Genomic DNA, 14605 nt, shown 5'->3' on the forward strand with positions numbered 1-14605 from the left:
TGGGCCGCGATACAGCTTACAGCAAAATGATACGGGATCAAAGTCCATTCAGGCAGCGCGAGGCGTTTCCCTGTTGCACCAGTGCAGGCAGCGGCGGCGGTATCCGGCCCCCGATCAAGCCTCTTTCTTGACAGACAGCGTATCTACACCGTCCAGCAAGTAGCTGTTCTGTTTTTCCACGGCGGCCTGCCGGGCGTGGTCGATACTTTCCAATATCAACGGCGACCACCGCGCCGGCAGCGCCGACCCGTTCAGCCTGAACATGACCACCGGCACCAACGATACGGGAAGCGCGCGCGCCTACGCCAACGGTTTTGCGCTCTTTTCGCTGCGCTCGAATTGCGCGCTGCCGGCCGGCACCTATACCTTGAATTTTTCTAGAGTCAGCCCCAACGATATCGTGGTGCAGCAAATTCCGGAACCCGGCACCTTGCTGTTGCTCAGTGCCGGACTGGCGGCGCTGGCGTTCGGGCGCCGCGCAAGCTGTGATGTTGCGAAGGGTCACAAGCCGGAGCCAGGCTCCGGCCATCGCGTGATTATTTGACGACCATCGAATTCTTGACCGACGTGACGCCCTTGATGCCGCGCGTCAGCGCCACGGCCTTGCTGATATCGTCGCGCGAACTGACGAAGCCGCTCAACTGCACCGTGCCCTTGAAGGTTTCGACATTGATTTCGCGCGCCTTCAATTGCGGATCGTCGACCAGCGCCGCCTTGACCTTGGCGGTGATGACGGTATCGTCGACATATTCGCCCGTGCCTTCGCGAGTGGCGGTCGATGCGCAAGCCGCCACGGACAATAGCAGGACGGCGCTCAGGAATGCAGATAAGAAACGTTTCATGGCAAGACTCCGGTTAAGTGGTTGATTGGATGCCATCCTATTGTCGGCGCTGCATCAAGGCGCTGTTTGACGCTCCACAAACGAGCCGATGGTCCGTGTCGGGATTAGTGGCCCGCATGACCAGCATGGCCACTACCCCAGCCGCGCCAGCGCAACCCTGGCCAGTGCCAGTTGCCCGACGTAATAGCGGTGCAAGGCCGCCGGATCGGTCAGGTCGAGGCCGATGACGACACACAGGTCGGCCACTTTGCACACCGCGTCGCCGGTCTCCACCAGCGGTCCCAGCCGGGCCGCCAGCGCGCGCGCCGCCTCTTGCTGGTCAGCCCGGTATCCGACCCGGGTGCGCGCCACCAGGAACGTCTTTTCATTACTCAGGCGTACTACTTGCAAGTGCCGGCCGGCCACCGTGCGCGCCAGCGCCGCCGCCATGCCGGTGACGCCGTTGCCGTTGCGGATTTCCAGCCGCAGCAAACCTTCCAGTGACTGCTGATCGGCCACTTGCGGCGCCGGCGCAAGGTCCGGCGCGACACCGGCCTGCGGCGCGGCGACCCGGCGCAGCGACGCGATGCCGCCGCTGAGCGTCACTTCGGTGCGCGCCATGTCGTCCGGCCAGGCGCTGGCCGCCGCGCTCGCGGCTGTGTTGGACGTCGTTGACGCATGTGCCGGCAGGCTGCGCGGCGCGGCTTGCCGGGCCAGCGCGTAATCGGCCCTGGCGTCGTATTGCCGCAGGCTGAGCGCCTGCCTGAACATCAACGCGGCGCGTTCGCCGTGGCCGGTCTTTTCCAGTACCGCCCCCAAATGTTCCCAGGTGGCGGCGTTCAGCGGATCGAGCACGCAAGCTTTTTCCAGCGTGTTCAGCGCTTGCTCGTCGTCGCCGCTCAAGAAATAGGCGTAGCCCAGATTACTGAACAGGAAGGCGTGTTCCGGCGTCGCGATTTGCGCGTCGGTCAGGCCGCGCCACAGCTCGATGGCGCGACGGTAGTCGCCCTGTCCCGCATACAGTACCGCCAGGCCGTTGCGCGCATTGATGTGCGCCGGCGCGATGCGCAGCGCCTGCTGGTAGGATTGCAGCGCTTCGGCCCGGCGCCCGGCGGCGTACTGGTTGCGGCCCAATACATAATAACCATCGGCTGCGGAATTGTCCGCCGCCGCAGCGTCGGCCGCCGGCATCGCCAACGGCGCCGGCCGGACCGGCTGGCCGCCGCCGGCGCACGCCATCAGCACGGCACAGGCGCAGGCGGCAGTCAGGTATTTGATGCTGGTCTGCATGATGCACTCCTTCCACTCATATCATTGATAGGGTTTATGTCCTTAGAGCCTATCCCGGTAGATGAATACGCCCTCTTCTGGCGCCCCTCAGGAACGGGGACTGCGTTGATCGTCGTCGCGTGGCTCGCCACGCTTGCTCCTCACGCCTGGTCCGCGCTCCCGATGCGCGGCCAGAACAAGACGCTCACTACTGGGATAGGCTCTTACTGGTTGGCCGCCATGGCCGGCACCAATACCCGGTAGACTTCGATGATGGCCGGCCCCATCAATACCAGCATCAGGGTCGGGAAGACGCAAAAAATCAGCGGGAACAGCAGTTTCAAGGCGATCTTGGCGGCCGCTTCCTCGGCCATCAGGCTGCGCTTGCTGCGCAGGTTATCGGAATGCACGCGCAGCGAATCGCCCATGCTGGTGCCGAAGCGTTCCGACTGGATCAGCATCGCCACCAGCGTGTCGACGTCTTCGACGCCGCTGCGCAGCGCCAGGTTGCGCAGCGCTTTTTCCTTGCTGAAGCCGGCGCGCATTTCCATCAGCACCAGCTGCAATTCCTGCGCCAATGTCACGCTCTTGATGTGGATTTCGGCGGCCACCTTGACCAGGCCGCGCTCCAGGCTCAGGCCCGCTTCGACGCAGACCGTCAGCAAGTCGAGCGCGTCGGGGATATTTTCGAAAATTTCGCGCTGGCGCCGCGCTGCGGTGCGCGCCAATATCAGGTTCGGCAGGTAATAACCGGCGCTGGCGGCCAGGCACAGCAGAAATAAAAACACATTGCGCAATTGCGCGCCCATGCCGCTGGCCGCGTACAGGCCGAGCAAGGCGGGAAACAGCAGCGCCAGCACCGATTTGGCGGCGAAGTACAGCGCCGGCGCATTGCCGTTGCGCCAGCCGGCATTCATGAAACGGGTGCGCAGCGGCGAACGTTCCCAGCCCTCTTCGGGCAGCGACAGCTTGGTGAATGGCTTGGCCACCTTGGCGATCCGCTCGATCCAGCCGCCGCCGGCGCCCACCTCCTTGGCGGCCGGCGCCATGAAGCCGAACAGGCGCTGGCGCAAGGCGCCTGGCGTAAAGATCAGCAGCGCCAGCAGCGACAGTCCGGCCACCACCGCGAAGACGATCAGTAAAAACAGCAATTGCGGGCCGGTCATGGTTTTCCTTTAAAGGTTGTGCCAACGCTGGCGGCTATACGCGGATACGGATCACCTTGCGCATCCAGACCACGCCCAGCGCCACCATGCCGGCCGCGTACCACAGCAGGCGGATGCCGGTCGGATCGGTCCACAGCAGGCTGATGTAATGCGGATTGACCACCGACATGACCAGTATCATCACCACCGGCATCAGGCCCAGCACCCAGGCCGACATGCGGCCCTCGGCCGACAGCACGCGCACCTGGCCCAGCAATTTCAAGCGGGCGCGGATGATGCGCGCGATGCTGTTCAAGACTTCGGCCAGATTGCCGCCCGATTCGCGCTGGATCAGCACCGCGATGACCAGGTAGCGCAAGTCGGTCAGCGGGATGCGCATCGCCAGGTTGTGCAGCGCCTCGTTCATCGGCACGCCGTAATTGATTTCTTCATAGGTGGTCTTGAATTCGCCGCTGAGCGGTTCGGTCAACTCATCGCCGACCATTTGCAGCACGTTGGAAAACGAATGTCCGGCGCGCAGCGCGCGCGCCAGGAAGTCGGCCGCTTCCGGCAACTGCGCCTCGATCTTGTGCAGCCTCCCGCTGCGCGCGCGCAGCAGGATCATGCACGGCGAGGCCAGCGCCAGCGCGGCGAACAGCAGCGCGGCCAGCGGCGGCATGCCGAACGCGCGCGGCAGCAGCAGCCCGGGCAGCAGCAACAGCAGCGACCAGGCCAGCACTTGCGCGACCGACCATTTCAGGCCCGATTGCAGCAGCAGCCGGTCCAGCGCGGCGCTGTTCGGCAGGCGCCGCAGCAGATGGTCGAGCCGGGCCGACGCGGCGTAGCGGCGCTGCTTCAGGATCGAGACCCGCTCGCCGCCGCCGTCGCCGCGCGCGGCCATCAGGCGCAGTCGCTTGGCGATGCGCTGGGCCCCGCCGCCGTGGGTGCCGGACCACCACAGCCAGGCGCCTTCGACCATCAGGATGCAGGCCGCGAACAGCAGCACCGCAAAACCGTAGAACACCAGGTCCATGCCGTCCTCCGTTGGCTAGTCATTACTCATAGATGCGGTCCGGGTCGAACACGCTGTCCGGCACCGCCACGCCGAACATGCGCAGCCGGTCGGCGAAACGCGGCCGCACGCCGGTGGCGCTGAAACGGCCCAGCACCTTGCCGTCCTTGTCGACGCCGCTCTGCTCGAAGGTGAAGATTTCATGCATGGCGATCACGTCGCCTTCCATGCCGGTCACTTCCTGGATGCTGACCAGCTTGCGCGCGCCGTCGGTCAGGCGCGACACTTGCATCACCACCGTCACGGCGGAACAGATTTGCTGGCGGGTGGCGCGCGGCGTCAGGTTGACGCCGGCCATGCCGACCATGTTTTCCAGCCGCGACAGCGCGTCGCGCGGGGTATTCGAGTGGATCGTCGCCAGCGAGCCCTCGTGGCCGGTGTTCATCGCCTGCAGCATGTCGAGCGCCTCGGCGCCGCGCACCTCGCCGAGGATGATGCGGTCGGGCCGCATGCGCAGCGCATTGCGCACCAGCGAACGCTGCGTGACTTCGCCCTTGCCCTCGATATTCGGCGGCCGGGTTTCCAGCCGCACCACGTGCGGCTGGCGCATTTGCAGTTCGGCCGCGTCCTCGATGGTGACGATGCGTTCGCTGGAAGGGATGAAGCCGGACAGCACGTTGAGCAAGGTGGTCTTGCCGCTGCCGGTGCCGCCGGAAATCAGGATGTTGACCTTGGCCTGGCCCAGCGCCTGCAGCACCTGCACCATCGGCGGGGTCAGGCTTTTGTAGTCGACCAGGTTGGCCACCGACAGCGGGTTGACGGCGAAACGGCGGATCGACAGGATCGGCCCGTCCACCGCCAGCGGCGGGATGATGGCGTTGACGCGCGAACCGTCGGGCAGGCGCGCATCGACCATCGGGCTCGATTCGTCGACCCGGCGGCCGACCCGCGAGACGATCTTTTCGATGATCTTCATCAGGTGCGCATTGTCGTGGAAGGTGACGTCGGTCAGCTCCAGCTTGCCGGCCCGTTCGACATACACCTTGGCATAGGTGTTGACCAGGATGTCGGACACGCCGGGATCGGCCAGCAGCGGCTCCAGCGGCCCGAAGCCGAGCATTTCATACTGGATGTCGAGCACCAGGCTGTGCCGCTCATGCTGGTTCAGCACGATGCGCTCGTCTTCGATGATGCGCTGCACCAGCAGCGCCAGCTCATGCTTGAACTGCTCGGCGGTCAGCCGCTTCAGGCGTTCCAGGTCGATACGGTCGAGTATCGTCTGGTGCATGGTCTTCTTCAATTCCTGGTAAGCCTGGCTGGCCAGCGCGCCGGCCCCGGGCGGCGCCGGGCGCGCCGGATCGCTCACCGACAGGCGTTCGCGCAGGGTCATGTTTGCTTCCGGCGAATGTGGGTCCACGTCAGGCTCCGCTTGGGTTGAGGTTGAAGTTGAGGTTGAGGTTGCAGCCAGGGTCGCGCCGGCCTCCTATAATTCCGCATCGCCGCGGCCGAACAGGCGGTCGAACAGGCCCTTGCTTTCGCAAATGCGGCGCGCCGTCACCAGCTCCACCAGTTCGCCCAGGCTGCGCGCCACCGCGCTGGTGCGCGACAGTTGCAGCACCGGGATGCCCTGGTTGACCGAATCGGTGGCCGAGATGTAATCGTTGGGCACCGCATGCAGCACGCTCGCGCCCAGCGCATGTTCCAGGTCGGCCAGCCGCAGCTTGCCGCCTTTTTCATAGCGGTTCACGATCAGCCGGATGCGCTCGCCCGGATAACCCAGCGAGCGGAAGATGTCGAGCAGGCGGCGCGCGTCGCGGATGTCGGGCAAGGCCAGTTGCAGCACCGGATAGATGCTGTCGGCGCCGTCCAGCGCGCGCAGCGACAGCGCATCGATCTGGCGCCCGATGTCGAGCACGATGTAGTCGTAATGCTGGCGCGCCACGCGCAGGATCTTGTCGATATGCTCGGGCAGCATGTCGGCCGCGCGGGCCGGATCGTCGGCCGCCGCCAGCACCCCGAAATTGGGCGACACATGCACCAGGCACGAAGCCAGGAAGGCGCCGTCCATGCGCGCGATCTGGGCGCAGATGTCGGACAGCGTCATCGTCGGCACCTGGTCCGACACATACAGCACGGCGTCGCCGAACTGGCCGTGCAAGTCGATCAGCAAGACCTTGCTCTCGACCAGCGTGGCCAGCGCGTAGCCGAAATTGGTGGACAGGAAAGTGGCGCCGCTGCCGCCCTTGCAGGAAATGAAGGCCAGTACCTTGCCGTCGCGCATCTGGGTCACGCCGGCCTGGATATCGAGCCGGTCCATCGCCTCGTGGAACAGCTTGTGCACCAGCGGCAGCTGCAGCACTTCGCGCACGCCGGCGCGCATCGCGCGGATCAGCAATTCCTGCTGGTGCTCGCGGCTCAGCATCATCAGGCAGGCGGCCGGATATTGCTTGGCCAGCCGCTCCAGCATGTCGACCTGGCCCGGGTCGACTTCGCTGGCGTCGACGATCACCAGTTCCGGCGCTTCCGGCACGATGTGATCGACCGCGTCGCGCAAGCCGCCGCGGCTGGCCGTCAATTGCAGTGCCGGCATGCGCGCGGCGCCCTGCGCCGCGATTTCTTCGTGCAGCAGGCTGTCGCGGGTAATGATCAGGGCTTTCATCGGCTATCCTTTTGGTTCACAGTCGCGTTCACAGGCAGAGCGCCATGCCGGGCCGGTAACCCAGCGATTCGGCCACCGCCACGGTGGCCCCGGTGGGCAGGCTCACGCCTGCCGGAAACAGCATGCCGACCATCGGCACGATGGGTTGATACGGCACCGGCCGGCAAGCGCCGGCGGCGCCGTTCGGGCCGCCCGGACCGTCCGGCAGGCACAGGCTGGCGCGCACGAAGCGGATGCAACTGGCGCCGTTCGGATCGTTGATGCAATTGACCAGGTTGCGCGCCGGGCAGCCCGGCAGCGCGCCGAGCGGCACCGGTTGCGCGGCGCCGCCCGGCAGCGACAGATAATCGATGCGCACATAACTGTCGGTGATGGCGCCGCCCATCACCAGCCGGCCCGGACTGTCGCGGAACACCGCCTGCTGGCGCAGCCGCTGCATCGCGCCGGCGTCGGCGAAATTGGCGACCGCGGCGGCGCGCGCCGCGCGGCGCGTGATTTCCTGCACCGTGTTCCACAAGTAGACGGCGCGCGCCACTTCCATCATGGCGAACAGGAACAGGAAGAAAACCAGCGCCACCAGCGCAAACTCGACCGCGGCCACGCCGCCCTGGCGCGTCCTGCGCCAGAGCGGAACAAGCATCGCCGGCGAGCTGCTAGTTGGCATAATGCAGGCTCACATTCGCAAAAAAAGGCCGGGTCGCGATATTGCCCAGCCAATCGACCACGATCAGATACAGGAAGTTGTTTTGCTCCTGCTTGAAGATCTGGACCCGCACCATGACCGGTTTGCCGGCGCCCGTGCCGCAGCGGAAATACAGAGAGGTGTAGCCGTAATTGCACACCACCATGATGTCGCGCCGCTGCAAGACGGTGTTCATTGCGGCGCCGCTGGCGATCGCCAGGTTTTCCGCCACCGCCGTGGCGCGGTCCGCGTCGTCCGGATTGGCCATCTCCAGCAGCGGCACGGTGGCCATGTAGCGCGCCGCGTCGTAGGCCGCTTTTTGCATCGCCGTGTAAGTCAGCAGCAAGCGTCCGAAGAACAGCGTCACGCCCAGCAGGCCGATAAAGAAGATCAGTATCAGCGCCAGCTCCAGCGACGCCAGGCCGCCCTGCCTGCTACGCCAGGCGCGCCTCATTGCTGCAACTCCACCGGACCGCCGGGCGCCTGTTCCGCCACGACGCCGGCAAATTCGGCGCTGATCATGCCGGGCACGGCCGGCGCCGTCATGAAGAATTTGCCGATCGCCAGCACGTTGGCCAGCACATCGCTAGCGGCCGGCAAGGGGCATGCCAGCAAGGGGATGAACAAGACCCGGCGCAACGCCAGGCCGGGATTGCCGGCCGGCGCCGTGACATACAGGCTATACGGCGAGGACGACAAAAAATTGCTATTGGCTACCGGCGCAGCCGGCGTGCCCGGATAAAGCTGCGCCCATGCGGAAGATGGAAAGGCCGTGAAATCGGCGGCCGGCCTGGGCGACGCATATTGGGCCGCGCGGGCATACGACCACAGCGGGCCGTAGCTGGCCGCGCTGACGCTGGCCGGCACCGGCGGCTCGATATCGGCCACCGTATGCAGCGGCGTGCCGCCGGCCGGCGCCGCACTCGGTCCGGCCGGCGCATTATTCATCCACCAGTTCGGGCCGGCGCCGGTGAACACGCGGATATTGGTATCGGGCGGCGCGCTCTTCGGATGGCACCAGCCGCTGCCATACTGGTTGAAGCGCGAATTGAGCGCGCCCAGCAAATCGGGCGGGAACGGGCTATGGGCATGGATCCGTGCATGACCGATGCGCACCATCGGCATGCTGCCGCTGCACACGAAGGGCGCGGCGGCGGCCGGCGTCACGTGCGCCGCCGCGCCCAGCGCATCGAGCGGGTCAATCGGATTGAGCAGGTAATTGGCCGGTGTCGCGCCATGCGGATTCAAGGCCAGCAAGTTGTAGCCGACGCCGCGCCGGAAACCGTATTCGACCGCTTCGGTCCGGGCCGGCGGCCCCGGATTGTTGCGCGCGGTGAGCGGCTGCGGCGACATGGCGCACACCGCCAGCGGCGTCAGCCGGATACTGGAGCGTCCCGCCACCGCGCGGCCGGAGGTCTGCACCCGCGCCAGCGAACTCGATAGCGCCCCCATGAAATACATGCCGACGGTGCCCAGCGGCAGCGCATTGCGCGCCGTGTCGACCTTGACGAACAGCGCTTGCGTCGGATCGGCGACCACGCTTTGCCAGTCGCCTTCCGGCGCATCGGCGCTGGCGCTGAACTTGACCGCGTCGTCCGACAGGATCACCCCTTGCAGCCGGAATTGATAGGCGTTCGGTTCGGCGGCGCTGCTTTTGGCGGCCGCCAGCGCGCTGGCCACGCCGGCCGCGCTGCCGTTCAATTCCTGCGCCGCCGCCAGCGCCGCGCTGTCGGCGATGATTTGCAGTTCCGTCTTGCGGGCAAACACTTGTGCCAGGTCCAGCGCCATGCCGATGAAGCCGATCACCGCGATCAGCAAGATGGCGAAAATCATGATCAGCGAACCGCGCTGGCGCCTCGGGCGGGGAAGTTTATTTGCCACCGCCGGCTCCCAGCATGAAGGTGACCGGCTGCGCGGCCGGTTCGGCAAACGATTTGTGATAGCGTTCGACAGCGGCGCGCGCGGCGCGGCCATCCATGCCGGTGACCGGCGCGGTATTGGCGGCGGCGTCCGGGTTCAGCACCTGGCTGACCAACGCGCTGCGCACCGTGTCGCCGAAGTGCCGGTCCCATTGCGGCGTGGTGCCGACGCACGCCGACAGCAAGGCGCAGGCCGACAGCAGACCCGGAAGCAAGCGCAAACGGCGCGGCAACGATGCGAGTGTGGCCTTCATGCTGGTACTCCCCCGGTTCATTTCAATTCGAAGCCACGCGCCGCAGGCACGGCTACTGGCGGCGGCGCGGACGGCTGGCGCCCTTCCATGCGCCCTTCCAGGAACAGTTCGCGCCGGCTGGGCGTGCTCAAGCGGTCGGTCGGCAGCGCATAATTGGCCGGCAGCGGCTTGACCAGGTGCGCCGTGATGACGAACAGCAGTTCAGTGCGGTCGTGCTGGAAATCGGTGCTGCGGAACAGCGCGCCCAGCACCGGCAATTCGCCCAGCACCGGCAAGCCCTTGATATTGGTCACCTGGTTATTCTTGATCAAGCCGCCGATCGCATAACTCTGGCCGTCGAACAATTGCACGGTGGTCGCCGCGCGCCGCGTGGTAATCAACGGCAAGATCGAGCCGCCATTAAAACCCGCCGCGCTGACGCCGACGCCCTCGCGCGACAATTCCGATACTTCCGGCGCCACCTTCAGATTGATGCGACCGCCGGACAGCACGGTCGGCGTGAAACGCAGGCCGACGCCGAATTCCTTCTCTTCCAGCGTGACCTTGTTATTGTCCTGGCCGACCGGGATGAAGATTTTCCCGCCCGCCAGGAAGCTGCCTTCCTGGCCACTGATCGCCATCACCGTCGGCTCGGCCAGGATGCGGATCAGGCCATCCTGCTTTTGCGCTTCCAGCGTCAGTTGCTGGTTGCCGTTCGACTTGCGCAGATCCAGCAAACCGCCGGCGGTGCCGCTGAGGAAATTCGACAATAAGGTGGTGGCCCAGCTGCCCGACGCAAAACGCAGCGTGGCGCCAACTTCCAGCTTGTCGATCAGCGACTTGGACACTTCGGCGATCTGCACCTGCAGCATCACTTGCTGCGGCGCGCTGACATTGAGCAAGTTGATGATGCGGCTGGCTGGCGCACCGCCGGCGGCACCGGCCGGCGGCCCGGCGGCGGCGCCGGGTTCGGCCGGCCTGGCCAGCGCCTGGGCCGGCCGGCGCACATAGGCGTTGGCCAGCTCGACCGCGCGCAATACCGCGTTGGCGTCTTCCACCGTGCCGCTCAGCACCAGCGTATCGGCGGCCACGCTGACTTTCAGGTCTTTTTCTTCCGGCATCAATTCCGCCAGCGTCGCCTGCAAGCCGGCCGGGTCCATGCCGACCGTGACATCGACCATGCTGCACAAGCCGCTCTTGCCCTGGATGATCATATTGGTGCTGCCGACATCGACCCCGACCAGATACAGCGTGTCCGGCGCCACCAGCATCGCTTGCAGCACGGCCGGATTGCCGACGCTGCGGTTGAGCACCGCTTCCGGCAGGCGCATCATCGTCGATTTGCCCAGTTGCAGCAGCAGCCGGCCCGGCGCCGCCGCATCGCCGCGGCAGCGCGGGCCGCTGTCGGCGCCGGCCGGTGCGGTAGCCGGTGCGGTAGCCGGCGCGGTAGCCGGCGCAGCGGCGACAGCGGCGGCCGATACGGCGCCGACATCCGGCAGCAGCGACAAAGCCAGCAAAAACAGCAGTCCGGGTTTCATGATGAAGTTCCCATCGCGGCAATCATTAAAAACACTCGCGCGTCAACCGCGTGCCATCGATCAAGCCGCTGCAATGGCGCGGCGCGGCGCCGGCGACCCGGGCCTTGACCACCACCGGCGGAGCCGGCGCAGCGGCGGTTGGGGCGCTTGCCGCCGGCTCGGCCGGGGTCTCCGGCTGTTCGCCCAGCAAGCTCAGCTTGGTGGCGCCCCCGGTCACGCCCGGCTGCGGATCGACCTGGTTGCGCAAGGCCAGCGACAGGCTGCCGACGCTGCGCGCCAGGTCCAGTTTTTCGGCCTGCTCCGGGGTCACTTCCAGCGTCACCGCGTTGACCACCCGGGGCTTGGTTTCGTCGCGCCCGACTTCTTGCGCCACCGCCAGCACCAGTATGCGTTCCAGAACGATCTTGGAAATTGCCCGGCTGCGCGCGCGCGCCTCGCTGCCGGTCTCTTGCTGGGTATTGACCAGGATATCGACGTAATTGCCGGGCAAGGCGAAACCGGCCACGCCGATCACGTCGTTGACGCGCACCGTGATGGCGCGCTTGCCCTCGGTAATCAGGGCCGACAGGCCGCCCAGCGTGCCGGGCGGGGCCAGCTTGGCTTCGCTCAGCGGTTCGCCGCGCAGCACACTGCTTTTCAAGACCCGCCCGTTGAGTTTCAGCACATCGGTCAATGCGCCTTCCGGCAAGCTGTCGGTCGGCCAATCCGACAGGCGCAGCAATTCCGGCGTCAGGCGCTGGCCCAGGTTGACGTCGGCGCTGGCCACCACGATCTTGCCGGACGCGGCCGAATTCTGGCGCAGCAGCCAGTGCGACGCCAGCACCACCGCCATCAGGCCCAGCAAGACGGCCAGCGCCATCATCGCGTATGCGCGGCGGTTTTTCATACGATGCTTTCAAACAGCGGATGCGGCCCGGCGGACGCCGTGGCATGCCGGCCGGCCGGCACTTCGTCGCAATCGGTGAACAGGCTGGACCACGCTTGCTGCAGCGACGCCGCGTCGAGGCGCGGTTCCAGGCCGGCAAAACCGGCGAAGTCGGCGATCCGCTCCAGCAAGGCGCGCGGATAGCTGGGCAACAGCGGCCGCCCGCTGGGAGCATGTAATTGTTCCAGCAAATAATGCAGCGCACTGTCGTCGAGGGCGATATTGGCGGCCCGGCATTGCTGGCGAAACAGCGCGCGGTAGGCGTGCTCGCTCAAGGCGCCCAGCGGAATCTTGTAGCCGAGACGGCGCAAAAAGGACGCGTCGAGCAGCGATTGCGGCGCCAGGCTGGTGGCGAACACCAGCACGACATCGAAGGGGACGGTGAATTTATGGCCGCCGCGCAGGCTGAACTGGTCCAGGCCCGCATCGAGCGGCAACATGAAGCGGTTCAGCAAGTCGCGGATGGCGATGCGCTGGCGGCCCAGGTCGTCGATCACCAGCATGCCGTTATTGGCCTTGAAATGGGACGGCGCGTGGTAACAGCCGCTGTAGGCGTCGTGGCGCAATTCCAGCATGTCTTCGGCCAGTTCCGCGCCCAGCCGCACCAGTGGCCGCTGGCACAAGGCCCAGCGGATATCGTGGCTGCGCCGTTCCAGCGCCTGGCGCGCATGGTTGACCTGCTGCGGCGCCGGCGGCAAGTGCAGCGCCGTATCGTACAGCTGGATGATTTCCTGCCCGACCACCACCGCATACGGCACCGCCACCAGGCCGTGCAGCAACTGGCCCAGCTTGCCGGCCAGCGTGGTCTTGCCGCTGCCGGGCGGACCGTACAGCATCAGCGAACGGCTGGAATACATCGCCGCGCCCAGCAAGGCCTGGGTGGCGGCGTCGAAATGGTCGGCCCCCAGCACCGCCGCCAGATCGTCGGCGCCGATCCGCACTTGCTCTTCATGCCGCCAGGACTGGCGCTGCACCATGCTGCGGTACGCTTCCAGCGGCACCGGGGCCGGTCCCGCATAGGCGCAGCGCTCCAGGTAGCCGGCGGCGCGCTGCTTGCCGGCGCCGGTCAGTTGGTATTGCACATCGATATCGGATTCACCGCGCCACGCCACTTCGGCCAATTGCTCGGTCACCATAAAGGCCAGCACTTCGCGCAACACATTGATGGACAGGCGCAACTTAGTGGTCAGCACGGGCAAATGGGTTTTTCCGGCGATAAACAGCGACTTGGCGATCAATTCGACCAGCAGTTGCTTGTCGAGCCCCGTTTCGCGCACGCTTTTCGGCTGCGGCGGCAGCGGCGGCATCCAGCTCGGGCCGCCCGGCCCCAGGCTGGCGCCAGCGTCGGCGGCGCGCGACACGCCGGTCAGGCTGTCGGCGGAAAACTGCTTGTCGATATCGATCATGCGCCTTCTCCAATGCCGGTGAGCGGCTATCCGGGTGCAATAACGCCGGGGTCACGAAAACGATTTTATCGGCGGCTGTCTGATGGCCCTTGATGCAAAGCAAAAAATGCAGGTATGCAAGAATTACTGCTCATTGCTGCAACAATACTGACTAAAAAAACAATTCCCGGTAGCGCCAGCCCAGCCACAGCAGCGTCCCCAGCGCAATCGCCAGGCCATACGGCATGCCGCCGACGCTGCTGCCCGGCGCCAGCGAGGTCGGCGCCAGCGGCAAACCGGCGGTGCGCATCAGCAAGGGCCACAACAACAGCCGCAGATTGCGCAGGCAGGCGCGCCAGCGGCCCTGGTACAGCACGATCGCGATGGCCATCAGGCCACCGATGACAAAGGTCGCAAAACAGATCAGCAACGCCGGCCACGGACCGCTGAACGCACCCACCATGGCCATCAATTTGACGTCGCCGGCGGCCATGCCGCGCATCGCATACATCGGCAAAAACAGGAAAAAACCGGTCAGCGCGCCGCCCAGCCAGCTGGCCGGCAAGCCGCGCAGGCCGCCATCGAGCAGGTGCAGCGGCAGCGCGGCCAGCAAGCCGGCCAGCACCACGCGGTTCGGGATCTTGCGCCAGGCCAGGTCGCTGACCGCGGCCACGGTGACGCAGGCAAGCAGCGCCAGGTCCAGCATCAGGCGGGCGGTCATGGTGGATGTCCTTGCCGGCTAATAGCAAAAAGGGAAACGGCGGAAACAACGGAATATGGGAACAGCCCCCCGTCGGCCGGGACAGGCGGGGAGCCTGCCTGTCTAAGGCGTGGTGGTCAGATGTGTCGAAATATCCGTCAGCACCGCCAACAGATTGGTCTTGATCAGCAAGAAACCGGCGGTGATGGCGGTTGCCATCAATGCCGCGATCAGGCCGTATTCGATCGCCGTAATACCTTGTTCATCGTTTGCAAATTGTTTCACTGCCGACAAAAAGGTTTTCATCACAAGCTCCC

At 65.8% G+C, this 14605-nt stretch carries 17 protein-coding genes; 1 reads left to right on the forward strand and 16 read right to left on the reverse strand.

All coding sequences use genetic code 11. The features are described from left to right. Positions 1-114 precede the first annotated feature (114 nt). Entirely contained in the window at positions 115-264 is a 150-nt protein-coding gene (locus GJA_RS27910) for a hypothetical protein (RefSeq protein ID WP_156484126.1), read from the reverse strand. Here GJA_RS27910 and GJA_RS23645 point away from each other — a divergent pair. Beyond that, the gene (locus GJA_RS23645) at positions 263-544 is read left to right on the forward strand and encodes a PEP-CTERM sorting domain-containing protein (protein WP_038497349.1); all 282 of its coding nucleotides are present in this window, start codon (positions 263-265) and stop codon (positions 542-544) included. The two genes, GJA_RS27910 and GJA_RS23645, sit on opposite strands and share 2 nt — an antisense overlap. Here the strand turns inward: GJA_RS23645 and GJA_RS23650 are convergent. From GJA_RS23650 to GJA_RS23720, 15 genes are all read right to left on the reverse strand, one after another. Continuing rightward, a complete protein-coding gene (locus GJA_RS23650; RefSeq protein WP_038497352.1) occupies positions 537-842 on the reverse strand; it encodes a BON domain-containing protein in 306 nt (101 codons plus the stop codon). The genes GJA_RS23645 and GJA_RS23650 overlap by 8 nt on opposite strands. A gap of 132 nt (positions 843-974) precedes the next feature. Continuing rightward, positions 975-2111, reverse strand: a complete 1137-nt coding sequence (locus GJA_RS23655) for a tetratricopeptide repeat protein (protein WP_038497355.1) — start codon at positions 2109-2111, stop codon at positions 975-977. A 203-nt stretch (positions 2112-2314) separates the two neighbouring features. Continuing rightward, positions 2315-3256 (reverse strand): type II secretion system F family protein, encoded by a 942-nt coding sequence (locus GJA_RS23660; RefSeq protein WP_038497358.1) that lies wholly within the window; start codon positions 3254-3256, stop codon positions 2315-2317. Positions 3257-3290: 34 nt separating this feature from the next. Continuing rightward, positions 3291-4268 (reverse strand): type II secretion system F family protein, encoded by a 978-nt coding sequence (locus GJA_RS23665; protein ID WP_038497360.1) that lies wholly within the window; start codon positions 4266-4268, stop codon positions 3291-3293. A gap of 22 nt (positions 4269-4290) precedes the next feature. Continuing rightward, complete coding sequence (locus GJA_RS23670; protein ID WP_038497363.1) at positions 4291-5637, reverse strand: TadA family conjugal transfer-associated ATPase; 1347 nt, start codon at positions 5635-5637, stop codon at positions 4291-4293. Between the two features lie 93 nt (positions 5638-5730). Continuing rightward, on the reverse strand, positions 5731-6906 hold the full coding sequence (locus tag GJA_RS23675) for a CpaE/TadZ family protein (RefSeq protein ID WP_038497366.1): 1176 nt from the start codon (positions 6904-6906) through the stop codon (positions 5731-5733). Positions 6907-6934: 28 nt separating this feature from the next. Then, entirely contained in the window at positions 6935-7546 is a 612-nt protein-coding gene (locus tag GJA_RS23680; protein ID WP_038497369.1) for a TadE family protein, read from the reverse strand. Positions 7547-7559: 13 nt separating this feature from the next. After that, complete coding sequence (locus tag GJA_RS23685) at positions 7560-8042, reverse strand: TadE/TadG family type IV pilus assembly protein (RefSeq protein WP_038497372.1); 483 nt, start codon at positions 8040-8042, stop codon at positions 7560-7562. After that, the gene (locus tag GJA_RS23690) at positions 8039-9469 is read right to left on the reverse strand and encodes a pilus assembly protein TadG-related protein (RefSeq protein WP_038497374.1); all 1431 of its coding nucleotides are present in this window, start codon (positions 9467-9469) and stop codon (positions 8039-8041) included. The genes GJA_RS23685 and GJA_RS23690 overlap by 4 nt, the downstream gene beginning before the upstream one ends. Continuing rightward, positions 9459-9761, reverse strand: a complete 303-nt coding sequence (locus tag GJA_RS23695) for a hypothetical protein (RefSeq protein ID WP_038497377.1) — start codon at positions 9759-9761, stop codon at positions 9459-9461. Before GJA_RS23695 ends, GJA_RS23690 begins: the two co-directional genes overlap by 11 nt. Before the next feature lie 17 nt (positions 9762-9778). Further along, positions 9779-11278, reverse strand: coding sequence for a type II and III secretion system protein family protein (locus GJA_RS23700; protein WP_051781281.1), 1500 nt, complete (start codon positions 11276-11278; stop codon positions 9779-9781). Between the two features lie 25 nt (positions 11279-11303). Continuing rightward, entirely contained in the window at positions 11304-12164 is an 861-nt protein-coding gene (gene cpaB / locus GJA_RS23705; protein ID WP_038497380.1) for a Flp pilus assembly protein CpaB, read from the reverse strand. Then, entirely contained in the window at positions 12161-13609 is a 1449-nt protein-coding gene (locus GJA_RS23710; protein ID WP_051781282.1) for an ATP-binding protein, read from the reverse strand. Before GJA_RS23710 ends, cpaB begins: the two co-directional genes overlap by 4 nt. 151 nt (positions 13610-13760) lie before the next feature. Beyond that, on the reverse strand, positions 13761-14309 hold the full coding sequence (locus GJA_RS23715) for an A24 family peptidase (protein WP_242404616.1): 549 nt from the start codon (positions 14307-14309) through the stop codon (positions 13761-13763). A 102-nt stretch (positions 14310-14411) separates the two neighbouring features. Next, positions 14412-14594 carry a Flp family type IVb pilin gene (locus GJA_RS23720; protein WP_038497383.1) on the reverse strand — a complete coding sequence of 61 codons (183 nt, stop codon included), beginning with the start codon at positions 14592-14594 and terminating at the stop codon, positions 14412-14414. Positions 14595-14605 lie beyond the last annotated feature (11 nt).

The organism is Janthinobacterium agaricidamnosum NBRC 102515 = DSM 9628 (assembly GCF_000723165.1).
GTDB lineage: Bacteria > Pseudomonadota > Gammaproteobacteria > Burkholderiales > Burkholderiaceae_D > Janthinobacterium > Janthinobacterium agaricidamnosum.

Coding starts and splice junctions, on each gene's coding strand:
- GJA_RS23710 (WP_051781282.1), bottom strand. CDS start 13,609: ATGATCGATATCGACAAGCAGTTTTCCGCCGACAGCCTGACCGGCGTG.
- GJA_RS23660 (WP_038497358.1), bottom strand. CDS start 3,256: ATGACCGGCCCGCAATTGCTGTTTTTACTGATCGTCTTCGCGGTGGTG.
- GJA_RS23650 (WP_038497352.1), bottom strand. CDS start 842: ATGAAACGTTTCTTATCTGCATTCCTGAGCGCCGTCCTGCTATTGTCC.
- GJA_RS23685 (WP_038497372.1), bottom strand. CDS start 8,042: ATGAGGCGCGCCTGGCGTAGCAGGCAGGGCGGCCTGGCGTCGCTGGAG.
- GJA_RS23695 (WP_038497377.1), bottom strand. CDS start 9,761: ATGAAGGCCACACTCGCATCGTTGCCGCGCCGTTTGCGCTTGCTTCCG.
- GJA_RS27910 (WP_156484126.1), bottom strand. CDS start 264: ATGTTCAGGCTGAACGGGTCGGCGCTGCCGGCGCGGTGGTCGCCGTTG.
- cpaB (WP_038497380.1), bottom strand. CDS start 12,164: ATGAAAAACCGCCGCGCATACGCGATGATGGCGCTGGCCGTCTTGCTG.
- GJA_RS23675 (WP_038497366.1), bottom strand. CDS start 6,906: ATGAAAGCCCTGATCATTACCCGCGACAGCCTGCTGCACGAAGAAATC.
- GJA_RS23715 (WP_242404616.1), bottom strand. CDS start 14,309: ATGACCGCCCGCCTGATGCTGGACCTGGCGCTGCTTGCCTGCGTCACC.
- GJA_RS23680 (WP_038497369.1), bottom strand. CDS start 7,546: ATGCTTGTTCCGCTCTGGCGCAGGACGCGCCAGGGCGGCGTGGCCGCG.
- GJA_RS23700 (WP_051781281.1), bottom strand. CDS start 11,278: ATGAAACCCGGACTGCTGTTTTTGCTGGCTTTGTCGCTGCTGCCGGAT.
- GJA_RS23720 (WP_038497383.1), bottom strand. CDS start 14,594: ATGAAAACCTTTTTGTCGGCAGTGAAACAATTTGCAAACGATGAACAA.
- GJA_RS23655 (WP_038497355.1), bottom strand. CDS start 2,111: ATGCAGACCAGCATCAAATACCTGACTGCCGCCTGCGCCTGTGCCGTG.
- GJA_RS23665 (WP_038497360.1), bottom strand. CDS start 4,268: ATGGACCTGGTGTTCTACGGTTTTGCGGTGCTGCTGTTCGCGGCCTGC.
- GJA_RS23670 (WP_038497363.1), bottom strand. CDS start 5,637: ATGACCCTGCGCGAACGCCTGTCGGTGAGCGATCCGGCGCGCCCGGCG.
- GJA_RS23645 (WP_038497349.1), top strand. CDS start 263: ATGACCACCGGCACCAACGATACGGGAAGCGCGCGCGCCTACGCCAAC.